This is a genomic window from Brevibacillus sp. AG162, from assembly GCF_006715575.1.
GTDB classification, from domain to species: Bacteria; Bacillota; Bacilli; order Brevibacillales; family Brevibacillaceae; genus Brevibacillus; species Brevibacillus brevis.
The window spans coordinates 25,616-42,171 of sequence record NZ_VFNO01000001.1; the positions used below are offsets into that span (position 1 = coordinate 25,616).

Sequence of the window (16,556 nt, forward strand, 5' to 3'; positions counted from 1 at the left end):
ACCATCCCCCATTTAGGACTTCCAGACGTCGGCGACAATTTCAAAAGAGCGCACGCGATCGGCATGGTGGTACATTTGCGTCGTAATCATGAGCTCATCTGCTCCTGTGGCATCGACCAACTCTTGCAGTTTGCTTTTCACGGTAACAGGGCTGCCGATGATGGAAGAGCGCAGCTGTGCTTGGACAGACAGTTTTTCAAATTCGCTCCATAGCTCATCCATATTGTCCACAGGTGGTTGGATTGGCTTGAGATCGCCGCGGACGAGATTTAAGAATGCCTGGTAATGGGAGGTGGCCAGTCGATTTGCAAGCTCATCGGTATCGGCTGCCATCACGTTGACGCCAACCATGGCATATGGCTGATCCAGTACTTCCGATGGACGGAAACAATGGCGATATGTCTGCAAGGCAGGCAAGGTAAAGTTCGGCGAAAAATGCCCAGCAAAAGCAAACGGCAATCCGAGCATGCCTGCCAGTCGCGCTGAGAAATCGCTCGAACCGAGCAGCCAGATCGGGATGTTCAAACCTTCGCCAGGGATAGCGCGGATGGCAGATGCCGACTCGGTTGTTCGTGGACGAAGATATTCACGGAGCTCTTCCAATAACTCCGGGAAATCTTCTCCACCAATCCGCAAATCGCGGCGTAGCGCACGTGCTGTTCGTTGGTCCGCCCCGGGTGCGCGTCCAAGACCTAAGTCGATCCGGCCAGGATAGAGAGACTCCAGTGTCCCGAATTGCTCAGCGATCACGAGTGGAGCATGGTTGGGCAGCATTATGCCGCCTGAACCCACACGGATTTTGCTGGTGCCACCGGCAATGTGACCGATGAGAACGGAAGTGGCAGAGCTGGCTACGCTGGGCATTGCGTGGTGTTCGGCGAGCCAGTAACGTGTAAAGCCCCATTTTTCCACCTGTTGCGCCAGATTGAGACTGTTTTTGTACGATTCAGCAGCGTTGCTACCCTCCGTAATGGGTGCTAAATCGAGAACGGACAATGGGATATCGCGTAGTTGCTTAGATGAGTTTGTATCGGACATGGGATGAAACCCTCCTTGTGCTTAGCGGTTGCTGGTTTGATCAATTTGTTACTGGGTAGTAACAAAGCGTACTTGCATCATACGGAGCGGAAGAAGGGGTGTCAACGTTTGAATGTGCGACCGGGCACATTGGGAGAAAAAGAAAAAGCCCTGACAATGCAAGGGCTTTTCGTACATCCTTATTGTTTGGTTAAGATAACAGGTCCATCCGCGGTAATAGCGAGGGTGTGCTCGTATTGAGCGGACAGCTTCCCATCTCGTGTACGTGCTGTCCAGCCATCTTCATCGACCGTTGCATGGTACGTTCCGATGTTCAGCATAGGCTCAATGGTAATGACCATGCCTTCTTTGAGGCGTTGTCCTCTGCCAGGAGGGCCAAAGTGAGGAACAAACGGCTCCTCATGCATTTCCTGACCGATACCATGTCCGGTAAAATCGCGCACGACGGAGTAGCCTTGTTCTTGCGCATACGTTTGAATGGCGTGGGAAATGTCGCCGATCCGATTGCCTACGACAGCTTGCTCAATACCGAGATACAGCGATTTTTCAGTGACTTCCAGAAGTCTTTTCGCTTCCGGGGACACCGTTCCCACTTCATAGGACCAAGCGGAGTCAGCCAGCCAACCGTTTTTGCGTACAACCATGTCGATTGTGACGATATCGCCATCACGCAGAGGCTCTTTTTTCGGGAAGCCATGGCAGATGACATCATTTACGGAACCGCATGTGGCATAGGGATATCCATGAAACCCTTTTTGCTCAGGGGTCGCGCCATTTTCAGCCAAAAATTCTTCGACGAATTGATCAATCTCCCAGGTAGAAATGCCTGGACGAATCATCTTGGCAATCTCACGATGACAAGCAGCCAAAATCTTGCCTGCTCCATGCATGAGTTCAATTTCTTCAGGTGTCTTGAGGATAATCATCGACTCTCTCCTTCTCCTCGTTAGTCAAGAACTCTCTATAGTATATAGTGTAGTCCCGTTCTGCGCCAATTGCCACACTGAAAACGGCATGGTAGGATGAGGGAGAAATAATCAACCCTGGGGGTAGGTAGCGTGGACAAGTTTCAAGAACATCTGGCGAACTACCAGATTCATGTAAAAGAAGACGTGGAAAAACGTATTGCCTTTATTCGTGAGCAAATTGACGGAAATGGACTCGGCGGTGCAGTCGTCGGTATCTCTGGTGGGATTGACAGTGCCGTTACGGCAGCGCTGTGTGTTCGTGCATTGGGTTCAGAACGCGTCATTGGCGTTTGGTTGCCTGCATACTCGCAAACCGTTCATGAAACAGATTCCAAGCGACTTGCTGAAGCGATTGGATTGAATTTGCACACGGTAGATGTAGGGCCTGCCTATAACGCTTTGGTACCTGCTATCGAGGGTGTACTTGGGCTTGATGACAAAACAAAGGGAAATACAAAGGCTCGTTTGCGCATGACAGTGCTGTATGCCATTGCTAACCAAAAAGGATACTTGGTAGCGGATACGTGCAATCGCAGCGAGATTTATGTTGGCTATATGACAAAAGGTGGCGACGGTCTTGCCGACTTTAATCCAGTAGCAAGTCTGACGAAGCATGAGATGCGAATTCTCGCTGCTGAGCTCGGGGTGCCTGGAGAGATCATCACGAAGCCACCTTCAGCTGATTTGTGGGAAGGGCAGACGGATGAACAGGAGATGGGTTTCACCTATGAGGATCTCGATCGTTTGCTGATTACAGGGGAAACTCGACCGGAAGCCAAAGAACGCATTTATTACCTGCATCGAATCTCTGAGCATAAGCGCAACATCATGCCAGGCATATAGATATGGCACAATCCTACAAGCTGTTTACAAGTTGTCTGTGGCAAACGACCAGTGCAGTCGTATCAACTGAGGAACGTCTCTACTTGTTTGATCCAGCCTATTTTCCCCACGAGATAGAGGCGATTGCTGACTATGTGCGAAGGGAGAGGAACGGAAGAGAGCTTATTCTCGTCCTAACTCACGGAGATTGGGATCATGTTGTCGGAGTCGGCAAATTTCCGGATGCCACAATCATTGCACAAAAGGAAATCCTCACAGATGGACGGATTGAGCAGAAGCTGAACAAGGCGAAACGGTTTGACGGGTCGTATTACGTAGTCAGATCGTATGAAGTAGGAATGCCGACATTCACGAAACTTGTGGAGGATGCCCAAGATTGGCAGGAAGTCTTTTTCCTGCCTGTACCAGGACATACACCCGATCAGATGGCGACCTTGTTCCGGGAGCAGAAGCTGCTTGTTGTCGGTGACATGCTATCGAATTTGGAGTTCCCGTTTATTGACGACAGCAGTGCCTATTTGGAGAGTTTGGAAAAGCTTGAGCGGTTGGTCCTTCAAGGAGAAGTGGAAGAAGTCATTCCTGGACACGGAGTACCTGCAAAAGGACGCGAGGAAATCCTGCATCGGATTGAACGCGATCGCCAGTACTTGTTGGATGCACGTGCAGTTGTTTTCGAGGGTATCGCCAATAACATAGAGGAAGATGTACTGGGAGAGCAGTTTTCCCAACTGACGTATAATGGTGTATCGATCGATGAACATCTCCGTTCTTCCCATGACCAAAACCGGGATCAACTCTGCAAGGAAGCTATTTCGCAGAAAGGTTGATTATTCCACGGTTTTATAAGATAATAGGGGTTACGCAAATCTTTCTAGGAAAGAGGTGGAACAGATGTCTACGACTGAATTGATGCTGAGAACAAGTCTGGAAGGACGTGTGAAGCGTACGTTGCAAACGTACTTCCGTCGCCCCAACGACGTGTTGATCAAGGAAAGCCTCGGAGCGAACGGTTTGTCCCCAGAGCAAGTGGAAGTAACCGTAGAGCTCTTGAAAGAAGACAAAACTGTTGCCGAAATCATGGAGCACCTGCACGATCAAGGCTACTTTGCATAACATTGCGAGCAAAAAAGACCGGACTGACATTCGATTGTCGGACCGGTCTTTTTCGTTCGAGCGATTAAGGGGTAGGACTTTCTTCAGGCAATGAGCGCCGTAATTTCTTGCGGCGATACAATTGAAGGCCTATTAACACGAGAAAGTAGCTCGCGAACGCGACAAAAAGCCCCATGATGACACTCCCGGTAAAATAGGCAAGTCCTTTTTCTTTCACCCAGACAAGCCATTGCATTCCAGGCTCGGGATGGATCAAATGTCCTTGTAACGGTTTGCCGATCAACACGTATCCAATATTGTAATTGAAAAGGATGAAAAGCGGTAAGATGAGCTTTCCGATGACAAACGCAACCAAAGCAGCGGGCAAACTGGCCCGAAACAGCTTGCAAAGCGGGAAAAGCAACAAAAACGCGATGCCAAAAGTAGGCAGCGTTATGAACTCGATGAAGATTCCGAGCGAAAATCCACGGGCGATAAAAGCTGGAGCCCCTTTCATTCTCAGCACCTTGTAGTATTCGAACTTTAGCTTTCGATATGTTTTTTTCCACATCCGTGCTATCCCTCGTTTGTCCCAAGTCATTTGTCTGTAAATCCCCAAAGGGTAAGGCGAATGGTGAAGCTGGATTCGTTTTTTAAGTTGATGTTGTAGAGTATCTCCAAGTTGGCAAAAATTAATAGTTGTCATACGAGCTCTGATTTGTGAATGCGCCTTTCTTTTGGCATAATGGAAGAGGGCAGCTTGCTGGAAAAGTGGTGACATTCGTGGAAGATGTAATGGGAACCTTCGGTGACTATATTACGCAATATGGGTATGGTGCCTTGTTTGGATTGTTCTTTCTAGGAATTTTGGGGATGCCCTTGCCTGAAGAAACGCTGCTCGTTTTTTCTGGATTTCTTGTCTCAACGGGAAAATTGGAATTTTGGCCTACTTTTTTCGTCTGCTTTCTCGGTTCCGTTACAGCAATGACGGTGGCATACTGGATCGGCAGAACATTAGGCTACCCTTTTCTCGAACGATATGGGAAACGGCTGGGAATGGGCTATACCATTTACAAAAAAACGGAAGAGTGGTTTAATCGCGTCGGCAAATGGGCGCTTCCGCTAGGTTATTTCATCCCAGGTGTTCGTCAGTTTACGGCCTATTTTGCCGGGATCACGCGACTGCCATTTCCGACTTTCATGCTCTTTACCTATTTGGGTGGGCTTTTTTGGAGCTTGCTTTTCGTGACGCTTGGCTGGCAATTAGGAGAACGCTGGGATGAGCTGTTTAATTTGATTGCCCGTAACCTCGCGATTTTCTTTATCGCTTTGCTCGTATTGATTGCAGCCTGGTCGTATTTTAGACACAAGGCAAAAGTAAAAAAGCAATTACGGAGGGATCAGAATGAGTGAAGAAAACAGCAACGAAAATCTACTGCCTGTAGTTCAGAAGCCAACCGAACTGGTTCCTGTCGTATTACCGGAAAAACATCAGCGATTTTATGATAAATTGCGTGACAAAATCGAAGCGTTCATTAAAGACAAGGGAGTCAATGATTCTGTAGCCAACTTTATTTTGCTTGCACCAGATTTGTTTGTTCTCTTGGCCCGTCTGATGCTGGACAAGCGCGTAGGTGTTCAATCAAAAGCGTTAGCGGGTGTAGCAGTTGCCTACTTCATCACCCCGGTTGATTTTATTCCGGAGGTATTAGTCGGGGGTTTCGGACTTCTGGACGACGTCATTTTGGCTGTTTATGCATTGCGCAAGATTTTGGTGGATATCGATGAATCGATTGTACGTGAGCATTGGAATGGCGAAGAAGACCTCTTGGCTGTCATTACGAAGGTGATTCGATCAGCGGATGATTTAGTCGGCAAGAAAATAGTGAAAAAGCTGGAAGAAACCCTGTTCCGAAAAAAATAAGCTAGGATGGGACAAATAGATGAAATATTTATTGGATTATCAAGAGGGAGAGCGTGTTGTCGCTTTTTGCCTGATTAAAAACAAGGAAGCTGGCGTAGCGAGTAATCAGAGTGAATACTTGAATCTGGAGCTGGGAGATCGCTCCGGTACGATCATGGCAAAGCTGTGGGATGTCAATGCAGAAATGAAGGAATGGATCAACGTCAAGGTCGTCGTGAAGATCGACGCTGCCGTCCAAATGTATCGTGGGAAAAAGCAACTGGTGATTCAACGGATCAGACCTGCTGCTGCATCCGACGAAGTTCAGATGGAGTCGCTCATTCCGATCTCGCCAGTTCCAGTAGATGAACTGTGGACAAAGCTTACCGATGCAGTCGACAGCCTGCAGAGTGCCACGCTCAAGGCCATTATTCAAGAGGCGCTGGCAACAGAGGAGATTCAGGATCGCCTTCGCCATTATCCTGCTGGCGTTCGCATGCACCACAACTATTATCATGGTTTGCTCGAGCATATTGTCTCTCTGTTGACAGCGGCACAGAGCCTCTTGCCACTGTATCCACAAGTAGACAGGGATGTACTGATTGCGACTTGTATCTTGCACGATATTGGAAAACTATACGAGCTGTCTGACCCCATCGCCCCGGATTACACAACGCCAGGTCAGTTAATTGGTCACCTGGTTATGGGAGTCGAGATGGTGAGCGGCATTTGCCGCAAGCTAGATATTTCTTTAGGGGACGCGGAGGTTCTGCACTTGAAGCATTGCATTTTGAGTCATCATGGAGAGGTAGAGAATGGCTGGGGCAGTGCTGTATCTGGAAAAACGCCTACAGCTGTCATGTTCCATTACCTGGACCAGATCGACAGCAAAATGAACGCTTTGAGCCAAACTCTAGCGGACATGCCGGAAGAAGAGGAATGGGCGTACGCTGGCGTGCTTAGACGAAAAGTCTGGCGCGGGTATTAATTCATACAACAAAAAGCCAACTGCTAAGCAAAACGAGGCAGTTGGCTTTTTTTAGATAAATCAGAAACGTTTTTGCGAGAAGCTCGTCTTAACAGTAATGTCTTGTACTTAGGAGGTATTCATGTGAAAAAGCGAAACAGAGCTGCCATGTTTGTGTTGGCAGTCAGCATGGTCACGACACCAGTGGCACTTCTGCATCCGTTGTCTTCCTATGCGTATGATGGCAAATCGAGCCTGGAACCCATTCAGTTGCCAGAAGACATCGTCCACTTGTTGACAGAATTGAAAGAGGACTATGTGCCTCTCATGAAAGGCCTTCATGTGGACTCATACGGAGGGACAAGCAAATCGGGGTATGTCATTAATCTCTCGGATCGAAAGAGTGTCATTACCACAAATACGACGCTCACGATCTCCACAAATGCAGAGGGAGATATGACCAGATTTGTCCTGCATGATGTGAATCGGGACAAAACAACCAAAATCAATAAAAAGGAAGCCTATCAAAAGGCTGTCGATTTTATTCGAAATTACATAGCGGTTGACCATGTTATTTCCCCGCAAGCGATGCTTTCTGTCGATCGTGCGTCAGAGCTGGATCATCTGGCAGTTGTCAGTGTCTACCCACAGTTGAACAATACGTGGGTGGACAAAGAGACAGCGCGGGTCATGGTTGACGCAAAGGGGCAGGTTGTCCATTTTCAGCAAGAAAAGGTAAAGCTTCCTACCGAAGCAGAGGTAACGGACCCAAGCAAGGCTGTACCGCTTGAAAAGGCAATGAAGAAGTGGCAAGACAAGGTATCCTTGGAATTGGTCTACGATGAGTCAGCGGGCAAGCTCGTTTACGTGCCTGACCAATTGCCAACGATAGATGCACTGTCTGGTGAAGAAGTTCCGTCTGTGTATAAAACAACGAGTGAGACGATGAAAATCAAAGGAACGGCCGACATGGGCGTCTGGCGAGATACGAAAAAAATGGAGCAGATGCTGGAGAAGGAATTTGGCCTGAAGCTGAATCAACGCACGTACAAAAATGTAAAAGAAGACAAAAAGTATAAAAACAGTGACATCGATCGCCATGAATGGAATGCCAGCTCGTATCAAAGCGCGTGGATTACACTCGACCGTAAAACAAAATCACCCATTGAATTCAAGCTGGACGGTCCCGTAGAAAAGGAGCTTGAGAAGCCGCTCACGCATGATGAGGCAAAAGACATCGCCGTACAATTTGTGGAGAAATACTTATCGTCCAAAGAACAATCATTCTCCGTAAAGGAGACGAGTCTTGTGGAAAATCTGCCGGGCTGGGCGGATCAAAATCTCGTGCGGCCGATCAGTAGCTTTGCTTTTCATCCTGAGATTGACGGTATCCCTACCAAGAGACCACTGTTCTACTTGGAAGTGGACGCAAAGAAGGGCAATGTAGTCCTTGCTCAAGTAAATGACCTGCCGTCCATGCCTGCTACCATCAGTAAAGACGGTATTGTCAAGAATGAGAAAGCAAAGGATGCCTATGTCAAAGAAGCAAATCTGCGCTTGGCATACTGGTATCCGAAGGCAGGTACGCATTCAGCGCAACTGCCGCAGCTGGCCTATTTACCGACAGCCGATGCCAAGTCTCTGCAGATCGATGCTGCTACGGGTGCAGTGGAAGAAACCTGGCTGGAATGGAAAGCTATCCAATAACCGATACCCGATATGGTGTAGAAGCCATGTCGGGTTTTCCTTTTCATCATTATCGGAATTCATAAACACTTCAAGGTAGGTAGGATTTTTTTTCTTTTTGTAGAATATCTTCTTGATTCCCATTTGATTTGGCAAACAATGCCGATCACGAGAAGGAGAAAGTGCAATGAAACGGCCAACTTATACCCTACCAAGTATTGTAAAAAAGGTATTCCGGCCCGGTGAGCGCTCCCTTCCACGTACGGAGATCTGCTCCCGGATGGAAGCGAATGAGCTGAATGCTTTTTTGGATCTGGACTGCAAGACGATACTGGATAAAGTGTTGAACATGGAGCAGTCTCCAGTGCGCGTTGGAAGCTCAGAGGCGATCGTAGAGATCACTCGCCAGCCGCATCAAGTGTACGACTTGGCTCATCGCTATTTGCGCGATAGCCAAACACCCAAAAAGCTTGAGCAAATTGTCGCAGAGCTGCGTCGTCAAACGCAGTTTGGCTGGAATCAGATTCTTCGTATGCTGCAATTGGAACGCGATCCTCGCTTTGTGCAATATCAAGGCGACAGCAGATGGTTTTTGGCAGAGTGGAGTTTGGGCAATGACCAAGTGTATGCGTTTTGCCGCGATAATGGCATTACGCAGGTAGCTGCTCGAACATTAGTCCATTTTCTGGAGCAGGAAGTAGGGATTGCTGCAGATGCTGCTTTTCTCCCTGCGCAAGATGACCGCTTCCGCATTGACGGTGATACCATGTACATCATTGCTCGTAGCGAAGATTCCAAGGAAGAGCAGGCGGCCCTCGAGGTTGCTGTTGCTGCCCCTTCTGTATCGATAGGAAACAGCGAGTCCGTCTCAGAAGAAATTGCATTGGAAGAACCAGCGAATCCCTTACACCAGGTGGAAGAACAACAAGAACTACTATTTACCAAGGAGGAAGCTACTATGTCTACCATTACCAACCAGCAAGTTCTCGAGGAAGTACAAAAACTGATGCAAGAAGCCATCAACCGCTTGGAGACTAGAAACCAAGAAATGTCCCAAGAAGTTGTCGCTCATTTTCAACAAAGCAATATGCAAGCTATAGAAGTGCTGATGAAAGAGAAACATAAGCATGAGCAGATCGTACTTGGCATTCAACAGGTACTGGCGACCAGTGAACAACAATGAGTAAACTTGAGGCTACGATCCGGTTAGAGCAGAGATTTGCCATCCTGCGCGAGGTTATCGCGGGCTATCGGATTCGCCTTCAAGACATGGAGAAGGAAGTGGTGGAGCTTTTTGCCACGAACCAGCTCTCTGCTATTTCAGCATGCATGGGCGAGAAGCAGCGCATCGTCAGGTTGATGAATCGACTGGAACAATTTATTGTCCAATGGGAAAGAAACAACACGGATGTGGGTATCGCACATGAATCAAAGCGAGAACACTTGAACACATGACGAATAATGCGGTAAAATAGGGGGATTGTGCATGATTCCCCGCGCATGCCGCGTGGGATGGAAAGGAGATCCAAACCCTCTATGTCGGTAGGAAGAAACGAACTGTGCCCTTGTGGGAGCGGAAAAAAATACAAAAAATGCTGTGGGGTTGTCACTCCCATTACGGAGCTGCGTAGCCGCCACGAGCAAAAGTTGCAAAAAGAATACGCTGGCTGGGTTGAAAGACTGAACCATTTTGTCGGCGCAAATGTAACCAGCGAGACGATTCAAGAAGCGCGGAACCGTTTTGCTGAAGAAGTAGGCTTGACCCAAGAGAGCGTCGCACGTCCTGAATGGGCAGCCCATTTCTTCAACTGGTGTGTATTGGACGTCAAAACAGGTGGAAGCACGCTGCTTGAGAACTATATCAAACAGCATGGACGTCGGATGGAGCCTGATCTTCGCCGTGCGTTTGCTGGATTGCACCTGAATGTTTATGAAATCGTGGAAGTGGATCGTGATGTCATCACGGTTCAACAACCGATTTCGGAAGAAAAACACTATCTGCTTCGTGCCAATACGTTGAATGTTGTCCCTGGACAATTGATCGTAGGGCGCCTGCTGAATCTAGGTCTGCGTGATATGCTCTTCTCTGGCAGCATCATTTTGCAGCCACATGTCAAGGAAAGCCTGCTCGAGTGGTTAAACCAGCATCCAGAAGTAGAAGCTGCGAAGGCAGATACGAGCAAGAGAAGCTATACGACAGAGCTGTATCACTTCATCGTTCAATTTGGTGAAGCGGCAAGCGAGTCTGAAGCACCGAAGCAAGAATCGCTTCTGCGTCGTACCTATTCTATGCCAGATCGTAAACAGCTGCTGAAAGTAATCGAGTCGAACCCTGCATTTGAGCTGAAAAAACGTGATGGTGCTCGTGAGATATGGGTATATGCGACGCGCAAGGAAGAGCATTTGTTCCCGAATTTAAAGGATGCCTTGCTGGAGCTATACGAAGTACAGGCAGAAGTGATTTTGCAGGATGACAACCTGATTCTGGAAGGATATGCACCGCAGTTGGACGAAGTCTCAGAGCTTTTGCTGCTGCTTGCATTTGAGAACGAAGAGGAGATTCGCGTTCTTACTTCAACGGGCTCTCGTTTGTCCAAAGGAACTCTGTTTATCACGAGTCAGCCTACTTTGCCACCAAAAGTGTTGCAGTGGGCAGTCCAAACCTATTTTGCTGAAAAATGGCTGGTTACTTCCCATGAACAGCTCGATGATTTGGCTCCGCTCTTGGTTGCAGCTGCAGAAAACGAGGTACTGCATGAAAAACTCCACAAGCTGATGGAGCAAATGGAACAGGATCATAAAATTGGACAGGGCTTGGCTCGCTTTATCCGAATGGACATGCTTCGTCCTCGCCTCTCGTTGTCAAATGACAGCCTGCATGTGCATAACCTGCTGCGCCGTCCGTTGATCGAGGGATTGCCTGAGAGTGTGTACACCGTACATCCTGACAGACTTGCGGACATCAATCGCTTCGTGCAAGAGATGACCGAGGGCAAGTCGGAAGCAACGGTCAAAAAGTACGATGAGGTTATGAACAACTTCCGTTCATTCGTCAGAGGAGCGTTTGGTCCATCTTTCACATGGGAGCAGTTGCGCAGAGAGGACCTGGTATACTTCCTCGTTCACGACATTTTCACGCGTACGGACGCAACGACCAAAACGTTGGCAACAAATCTGATGTCTGTTTTGACGGCGTTCTTCAAGTGGCTGGATAAGCAAGGACCATACGCGCTTTATCCTGTCATGCAGCCATTGTTCGCCGAGTTGAAGGAAACATTGCCGGAATCCTATCGCTTGCGCGGTGTGCTGGAAAAAGAAGCGACTCAAAATCTTTACAACAACCCGATGGTGATCAAAGATATCACGGAAGAATCCATGCTCGTGCAAGAGATCACTTCATCTGGTTGTACGGCAAAACGTGCGAATGGCGAGACAATCAAGCTGTCTATTGGCGCTGAATTGGGTGCTATGCTTACAGCAGATTGGATGATCCATGGCTTGTTCGGTCAAGGTGAGGATGGTACTTGGAGACTGTTTGGTACGCCTGAAGTGTATCCACCAGTCATTGCCCAAGTGCTGGGTGCACCAACAGGTGTATTGGTCTAGATCCCCTATAGCATAAATAAAAACCCGAGGATTCGCGTCCTCGGGTTTTTTGATTTTGGCTTTTCTTTGGTATAGGTTAGTGAGCCCATTCGCGGAGTGTCTTGTCTTTCGGCAGCAAAAAGCCCATAAACCCGATCAACGGGAGGAACGAACATAACAGAATGACAAAGCTCAGACTGTAGAGATCCGCGAGATAGCCGAATACGAGAGCGCCCATGCCTCCCATTCCAAAGGCAAGACCGATAATCAGCCCGGATACGGTCCCAATTTTGCCAGGCAATAGTTCCTGCGCATATACGACCGTGACGGAGAAGCTGGAAAGCATGATAAAGCCGCTGATTACCAGCAATGGAAAGGCCCAAAAGCCTGAGACGTAAGGCGTCAGCAATGTTAGTGGAAGTGAACCGAGTGTGGAAATGATGAGCAAGTTCCTTTTTCCGAATCGGTCAGACAGCGGTCCGCCAAAAAATGTCCCAATCGCTCCTGCGAAAAGAAAACCAAAAATGACGAGCTGTGCATTGGCGTAATCCATATCTTTCACATACATCAAATAAAACTGGTAAAAGCTTTGGTAGCCAGCATTCATCCAGGAACGCACACTGACGATGACAATCAGGAGGCCGAGGGCTATCAGCCGCTTGTTCCGATTCGTATACGTAACAGGTGCGGCAGTCGCCTTTTTCAAACGCTGTTCCCCACGATACCAGAGAGCAACATAGAGCAAGATGCCACTGGCCAATAGCGCGGGCAGCAGAAACCAGGCAGCGCCTGTCTGGCCCAGGTTCGCAAAGACCAGGATGGTCATCAAGGGAGCGAGTGCTTGCCCAGCATTTCCACCTACTTGAAAAATGGATTGTCCCAGCCCCCTGCGAGGACCGGATGCCAAGTGGGCGAAGCGTGAGGCTTCAGGGTGGAAGATGGCTGAGCCAATTCCAACACAGGCGACTGCTGCGAGAACGAAATAGTAATTGCCAGAGAAAGCGAGAGCCAGCATCCCCAATCCCGATACGATCAAAGCCAGTGGTGGCAATATAGGGATCGATTTGCGATCGGAGAAGTAACCGACGAATGGTTGTAAAACAGATGAAGTAAGATTCATGACGAGTAAAATCATTCCGACTTGTGTAAATGTTAATGCCAGATTCTTCTCTACAATTGGAAGCAATGCAGGGATGACCGCTTGCAAGCTGTCGTTTAACAGATGCGCAATGCTAATGGCAAACAGCATGCGATAGACAGTCGGTGCCGCAGTCCCTGCCGGTGTAGAGTGAATGGGTGTCGATGAGGCACTCATGTCAGTCCATCCCCAACCTTTCTTAGGTAACTTACTTTTTATTTTTTTCAATGTAGCATGGATTCTACAGGACGTCATCCATGTATGAAAGGAATATGATGATCGGAAATAAAGAATTTGATCTATCAGGAAGTTTTTAAAATAGTAGGTAAATGGGGAGATGCTGTCGAAAAAAGAGAGAAGCACAATGGACTAGACCATGAGCAGAAGGCTAGGGGGAATGCTGGAATGCTGGAAGGTATAACAGAATACTGGCTATGCGTGGGAGGAGCCAATGTTGACGTGCAGGGAGTCACTTCTGCCAGACTGTTGCCTGGAACAAGTAATCCAGGTGAAGTGCATCAAGCAGCAGGCGGCGTAGCTCGAAACGTGGCGGAAAATCTGGGATGGCTAGGAGAAGAAGTGCAGCTGTTTGCTCTGGTGGGAGAAGATGCAGATGGCGAATGGCTAAGACAGGTCACAGCAAATAGTGGAGTGGCAACCCATGGCATGTTGCGAATCGCAGGGAAATCGACTGGGCGCTACTTGGCTATTCGTGATCGTGATGGTGAATTGTACACGGCTGTTGCAGATATGGAATTAAATGAAGAGTGGCCAGCGGAGATTGTCCAGCAAGGTCTCAAGCGCTTGCCTCAGGCCGCAGGCTTGTTTCTGGATGCCAATCTTCCCGTTGAGGTCATGCGGGCATTTTTGGCGGAAGCCAGAAAACTCGACAAAAAGATCATCGTAGACCCTGTTTCTGTGAAAAAAGCAGAAAAATGGAAAGGGTTGCTTGAAGGCGTTCATATACTTGTTGCAAGCATTGATGAACTGGAAGTGTTAGGTGGCCAATCGCTTCATTCCTATAATGATGTGGAAGTATGCGCGAAAAAATTGGTGGCAGAAGGTATTCATCAGGTCATGGTCATTTGTGGGGAAGCAGGATTGTGGCTGTGCACCGCACATGAGGAAAAATGGCTTGCTGCACCGACTATGCCGATTCGAGAGTCCGCGGGAGACGCGTTTGCCGCGGGCATCATTTATGCGCAAAACAAAGCGTTGTCCCTTGCAGAACAAGCAGCTTTCGGCGTTGCTCTGGCCGAGATGAGGACAAAGGGAAATGGACGATACGATATCGATGTCCTTTTGGCACGAAAAGATTACTATGCCGCAAAAGAAAGACAGATCCTCGACCGAGAATGAAAATACATAGCTTGACGTACACTACCCGTTAGTTGGTATAGAGGAGGAGTGTATGTCATGGAAAAGAAATCGAATGATGTGAACGGAAAACAAGAGAGCCATGTTCGGCAGGGCGGAGATTCACACCGCTCCAAAAACAAGCGTCCTGAAGGTCCTGTACAAGGGTTTAGTCAGGCACCACGCGGCTTGCAATAAGCCGAAAATTATATGTGCAACTAAAGTCCCCCTAATCGACAAAAAGATGGGGGACTTTTCGTTTAAAGGAACATTTTTCTACAAATGCAGACAACGATATGATACAATACCTGAATCAGAGTATTGCCAACTGAAGAAAATAGTGGTGCATATTGTCGAGTGGCACAATTCAAAATCGTGCCTCCCTTTACTTTGTCAAAAAGCGTGCGCGAACAAGGAGACTGATTCATATGCCAGATACTGTTGTGAAAACACGCGCTTCAGCTTCTCGAAAGAAACAGCCGAGCCGTAATCGAAAAATACGTAAACTCGTGGTATCCTTCACATTGATCACCTTACTGCTGGTTGGCGGTGTGGCTGGAGCAATTTATTGGAAAATTGAAGACACTCTGACCGAAGTAACGAGCCCTGTAAACAGCGGGTTTACTTCGCCAGTATCCCAAAATGTCGATCCTGTTTACTATTCGGATAAGCCAATGTCGTTCGTATTGCTTGGTTCTGATACCCGTCCTGAAACAGGTTCGATGAACACAGACGTAATGATCGTGGCAGTTGCCAACCCAAAGACGAAGAAAGTTACCATGGTATCGATTCCACGGGACACACGCGTCAAGATCCCAGGCTATCGCGACTACCATAAGATCAATTCTGTCTATGCCAATGGCGAAGCAGAACGCAGGCAAGCAGAGCGGAACAACCAGACGGTTACTGAAGATGGGATTTCCTTAACGAAGAAAACGTTGAATGAAATACTGGGTATTCCGATTGAGCATTTTGTAGCCATTGATTTCGATGGTTTCAAAGCGGTCATTGACGAATTAGGTGGTGTGGAAGTCAATGTGGATCGCAGACTGGTATACGATGATCCAACTGACGATACACACATCAATCTCCAGCCAGGACTTCAAACATTGAATGGCGAGCAGGCACTTGGTTATGTACGACATCGTCATGACAACCGTGGAACGAAGTACTACTCCAGTGACTTCGACCGCAACCGTCGTCAACAAGAGGTCATCAAGGCTGTCGTGGGCAAAGTGGGTTCTCTTGAAGGTTTGACGAAGATATTTAATGTCATGGACGTAGGCGCAAAGAATATACATACCGATCTTTCCAAGGATCAGATCAAAGGCTTGGCCTACGATTTCAAAGGATTTAATTCCTCTACGGTCACCGCATTGGATAATGGGGCATATTGGCAAGGAGGATATACGTATCTCGAAAAAGAAAAGCTCGAGTCTGTTCGCGATTCCTTGCAATCAGAGATGGGATTGAGTGGGAGCGTCGTAGCGTCGCTCAACAATTCGCCGATACTCGGTTCTGGTGAAGCGGTTGCGACAAGCAACAAGAAGAGCGTCAAGAAGAAAACGACAGAATCAGCTGCGTCAACGCCAGCGAAACAAAAAACGGAGGCTCCGAAAGAACAAGAGCCGACGAATCCAACAGACAATCAAGATGGTACGGCAAATGAAGGCGCAATGCCGCCACCTGATGTCGTAAGCCCAGAAGGGCAAGGCCAGTCGACAGATCAAGGTCAGGGAGTACAGACGCCTGCGACTGATGCAACACAATCTCCTGGGAATGTACCAGCAGGTAATAACGGCAACAACTCTTCCCCACCGCCGGATATCATCCCGCCGACCAGTCAGGATGCTGGTCCACCTACAGATGGTCCTAGCACGAACTCCTAACGAGTACGAAAACACCCGTTCATCATTTGAGCGGGTGTTTTTTATTTGTCGATTCATATAAATTTTTAAAAATTCGTTTATGGAAAAGGTT

General features: G+C 48.1%; 17 protein-coding genes. 13 read left to right on the top strand and 4 right to left on the bottom strand.

Annotation, left to right across the window (positions count from 1 at the left end; genetic code table 11):
- Positions 1–12 precede the first annotated feature (12 nt).
- A complete protein-coding gene (locus FB479_RS00205) occupies positions 13–1,038 on the bottom strand; it encodes an LLM class flavin-dependent oxidoreductase (protein ID WP_106653752.1) in 1,026 nt (341 codons plus the stop codon).
- Positions 1,039–1,217: 179 nt separating this feature from the next.
- Positions 1,218–1,964, bottom strand: coding sequence for a type I methionyl aminopeptidase (map, locus tag FB479_RS00210; RefSeq protein ID WP_142061393.1), 747 nt, complete (start codon positions 1,962–1,964; stop codon positions 1,218–1,220).
- A 132-nt stretch (positions 1,965–2,096) separates the two neighbouring features.
- On the opposite strand from map, the gene nadE reads away from it, so the two are divergent.
- From nadE to FB479_RS00225, 3 genes are all read left to right on the top strand, one after another.
- Positions 2,097–2,849 carry an NAD(+) synthase gene (nadE, locus tag FB479_RS00215; protein WP_142061396.1) on the top strand — a complete coding sequence of 251 codons (753 nt, stop codon included), beginning with the start codon at positions 2,097–2,099 and terminating at the stop codon, positions 2,847–2,849.
- A gap of 2 nt (positions 2,850–2,851) precedes the next feature.
- Positions 2,852–3,676 carry an MBL fold metallo-hydrolase gene (locus FB479_RS00220; RefSeq protein WP_142061399.1) on the top strand — a complete coding sequence of 275 codons (825 nt, stop codon included), beginning with the start codon at positions 2,852–2,854 and terminating at the stop codon, positions 3,674–3,676.
- Positions 3,677–3,740: 64 nt separating this feature from the next.
- A complete protein-coding gene (locus FB479_RS00225) occupies positions 3,741–3,962 on the top strand; it encodes a hypothetical protein (protein ID WP_048033928.1) in 222 nt (73 codons plus the stop codon).
- A 64-nt stretch (positions 3,963–4,026) separates the two neighbouring features.
- Here FB479_RS00225 and FB479_RS00230 read toward each other — a convergent pair whose 3' ends face one another.
- Positions 4,027–4,512: a DUF2062 domain-containing protein gene (locus FB479_RS00230; RefSeq protein ID WP_142061403.1), complete on the bottom strand. Its 486-nt coding sequence runs from the start codon at positions 4,510–4,512 to the stop codon at positions 4,027–4,029.
- A gap of 212 nt (positions 4,513–4,724) precedes the next feature.
- On the opposite strand from FB479_RS00230, the gene FB479_RS00235 reads away from it, so the two are divergent.
- The 7 genes from FB479_RS00235 to FB479_RS00265 all read left to right on the top strand — a co-directional run bounded on the left by FB479_RS00235 (position 4,725) and on the right by FB479_RS00265 (position 12,103).
- On the top strand, positions 4,725–5,354 hold the full coding sequence (locus tag FB479_RS00235; protein WP_142061406.1) for a DedA family protein: 630 nt from the start codon (positions 4,725–4,727) through the stop codon (positions 5,352–5,354).
- Positions 5,347–5,865: a YkvA family protein gene (locus FB479_RS00240; RefSeq protein ID WP_106653747.1), complete on the top strand. Its 519-nt coding sequence runs from the start codon at positions 5,347–5,349 to the stop codon at positions 5,863–5,865. The genes FB479_RS00235 and FB479_RS00240 overlap by 8 nt, the downstream gene beginning before the upstream one ends.
- Positions 5,866–5,884: 19 nt before the next feature.
- Complete coding sequence (locus FB479_RS00245) at positions 5,885–6,832, top strand: 3'-5' exoribonuclease YhaM family protein (RefSeq protein ID WP_142061409.1); 948 nt, start codon at positions 5,885–5,887, stop codon at positions 6,830–6,832.
- A 123-nt stretch (positions 6,833–6,955) separates the two neighbouring features.
- A complete protein-coding gene (locus FB479_RS00250) occupies positions 6,956–8,518 on the top strand; it encodes a YcdB/YcdC domain-containing protein (RefSeq protein ID WP_142061412.1) in 1,563 nt (520 codons plus the stop codon).
- A 166-nt stretch (positions 8,519–8,684) separates the two neighbouring features.
- A complete protein-coding gene (locus FB479_RS00255) occupies positions 8,685–9,680 on the top strand; it encodes a hypothetical protein (protein WP_142061415.1) in 996 nt (331 codons plus the stop codon).
- Positions 9,677–9,952 carry a hypothetical protein gene (locus FB479_RS00260; protein ID WP_106653743.1) on the top strand — a complete coding sequence of 92 codons (276 nt, stop codon included), beginning with the start codon at positions 9,677–9,679 and terminating at the stop codon, positions 9,950–9,952. The genes FB479_RS00255 and FB479_RS00260 overlap by 4 nt, the downstream gene beginning before the upstream one ends.
- Before the next feature lie 81 nt (positions 9,953–10,033).
- Positions 10,034–12,103, top strand: coding sequence for a YecA family protein (locus FB479_RS00265; RefSeq protein ID WP_142061418.1), 2,070 nt, complete (start codon positions 10,034–10,036; stop codon positions 12,101–12,103).
- 76 nt (positions 12,104–12,179) lie between these two features.
- Here FB479_RS00265 and FB479_RS00270 read toward each other — a convergent pair whose 3' ends face one another.
- The gene (locus FB479_RS00270) at positions 12,180–13,397 is read right to left on the bottom strand and encodes an MFS transporter (RefSeq protein ID WP_106653741.1); all 1,218 of its coding nucleotides are present in this window, start codon (positions 13,395–13,397) and stop codon (positions 12,180–12,182) included.
- A gap of 228 nt (positions 13,398–13,625) precedes the next feature.
- Between FB479_RS00270 and FB479_RS00275 the strand changes: the two genes are divergently transcribed.
- The 3 genes from FB479_RS00275 to FB479_RS00280 all read left to right on the top strand — a co-directional run bounded on the left by FB479_RS00275 (position 13,626) and on the right by FB479_RS00280 (position 16,465).
- Complete coding sequence (locus tag FB479_RS00275; protein ID WP_142061421.1) at positions 13,626–14,579, top strand: carbohydrate kinase family protein; 954 nt, start codon at positions 13,626–13,628, stop codon at positions 14,577–14,579.
- 57 nt (positions 14,580–14,636) lie between these two features.
- Positions 14,637–14,774 carry a hypothetical protein gene (locus FB479_RS30255; protein ID WP_007717021.1) on the top strand — a complete coding sequence of 46 codons (138 nt, stop codon included), beginning with the start codon at positions 14,637–14,639 and terminating at the stop codon, positions 14,772–14,774.
- A 230-nt stretch (positions 14,775–15,004) separates the two neighbouring features.
- Positions 15,005–16,465 (top strand): LCP family protein, encoded by a 1,461-nt coding sequence (locus FB479_RS00280; RefSeq protein WP_142061424.1) that lies wholly within the window; start codon positions 15,005–15,007, stop codon positions 16,463–16,465.
- Positions 16,466–16,556 lie beyond the last annotated feature (91 nt).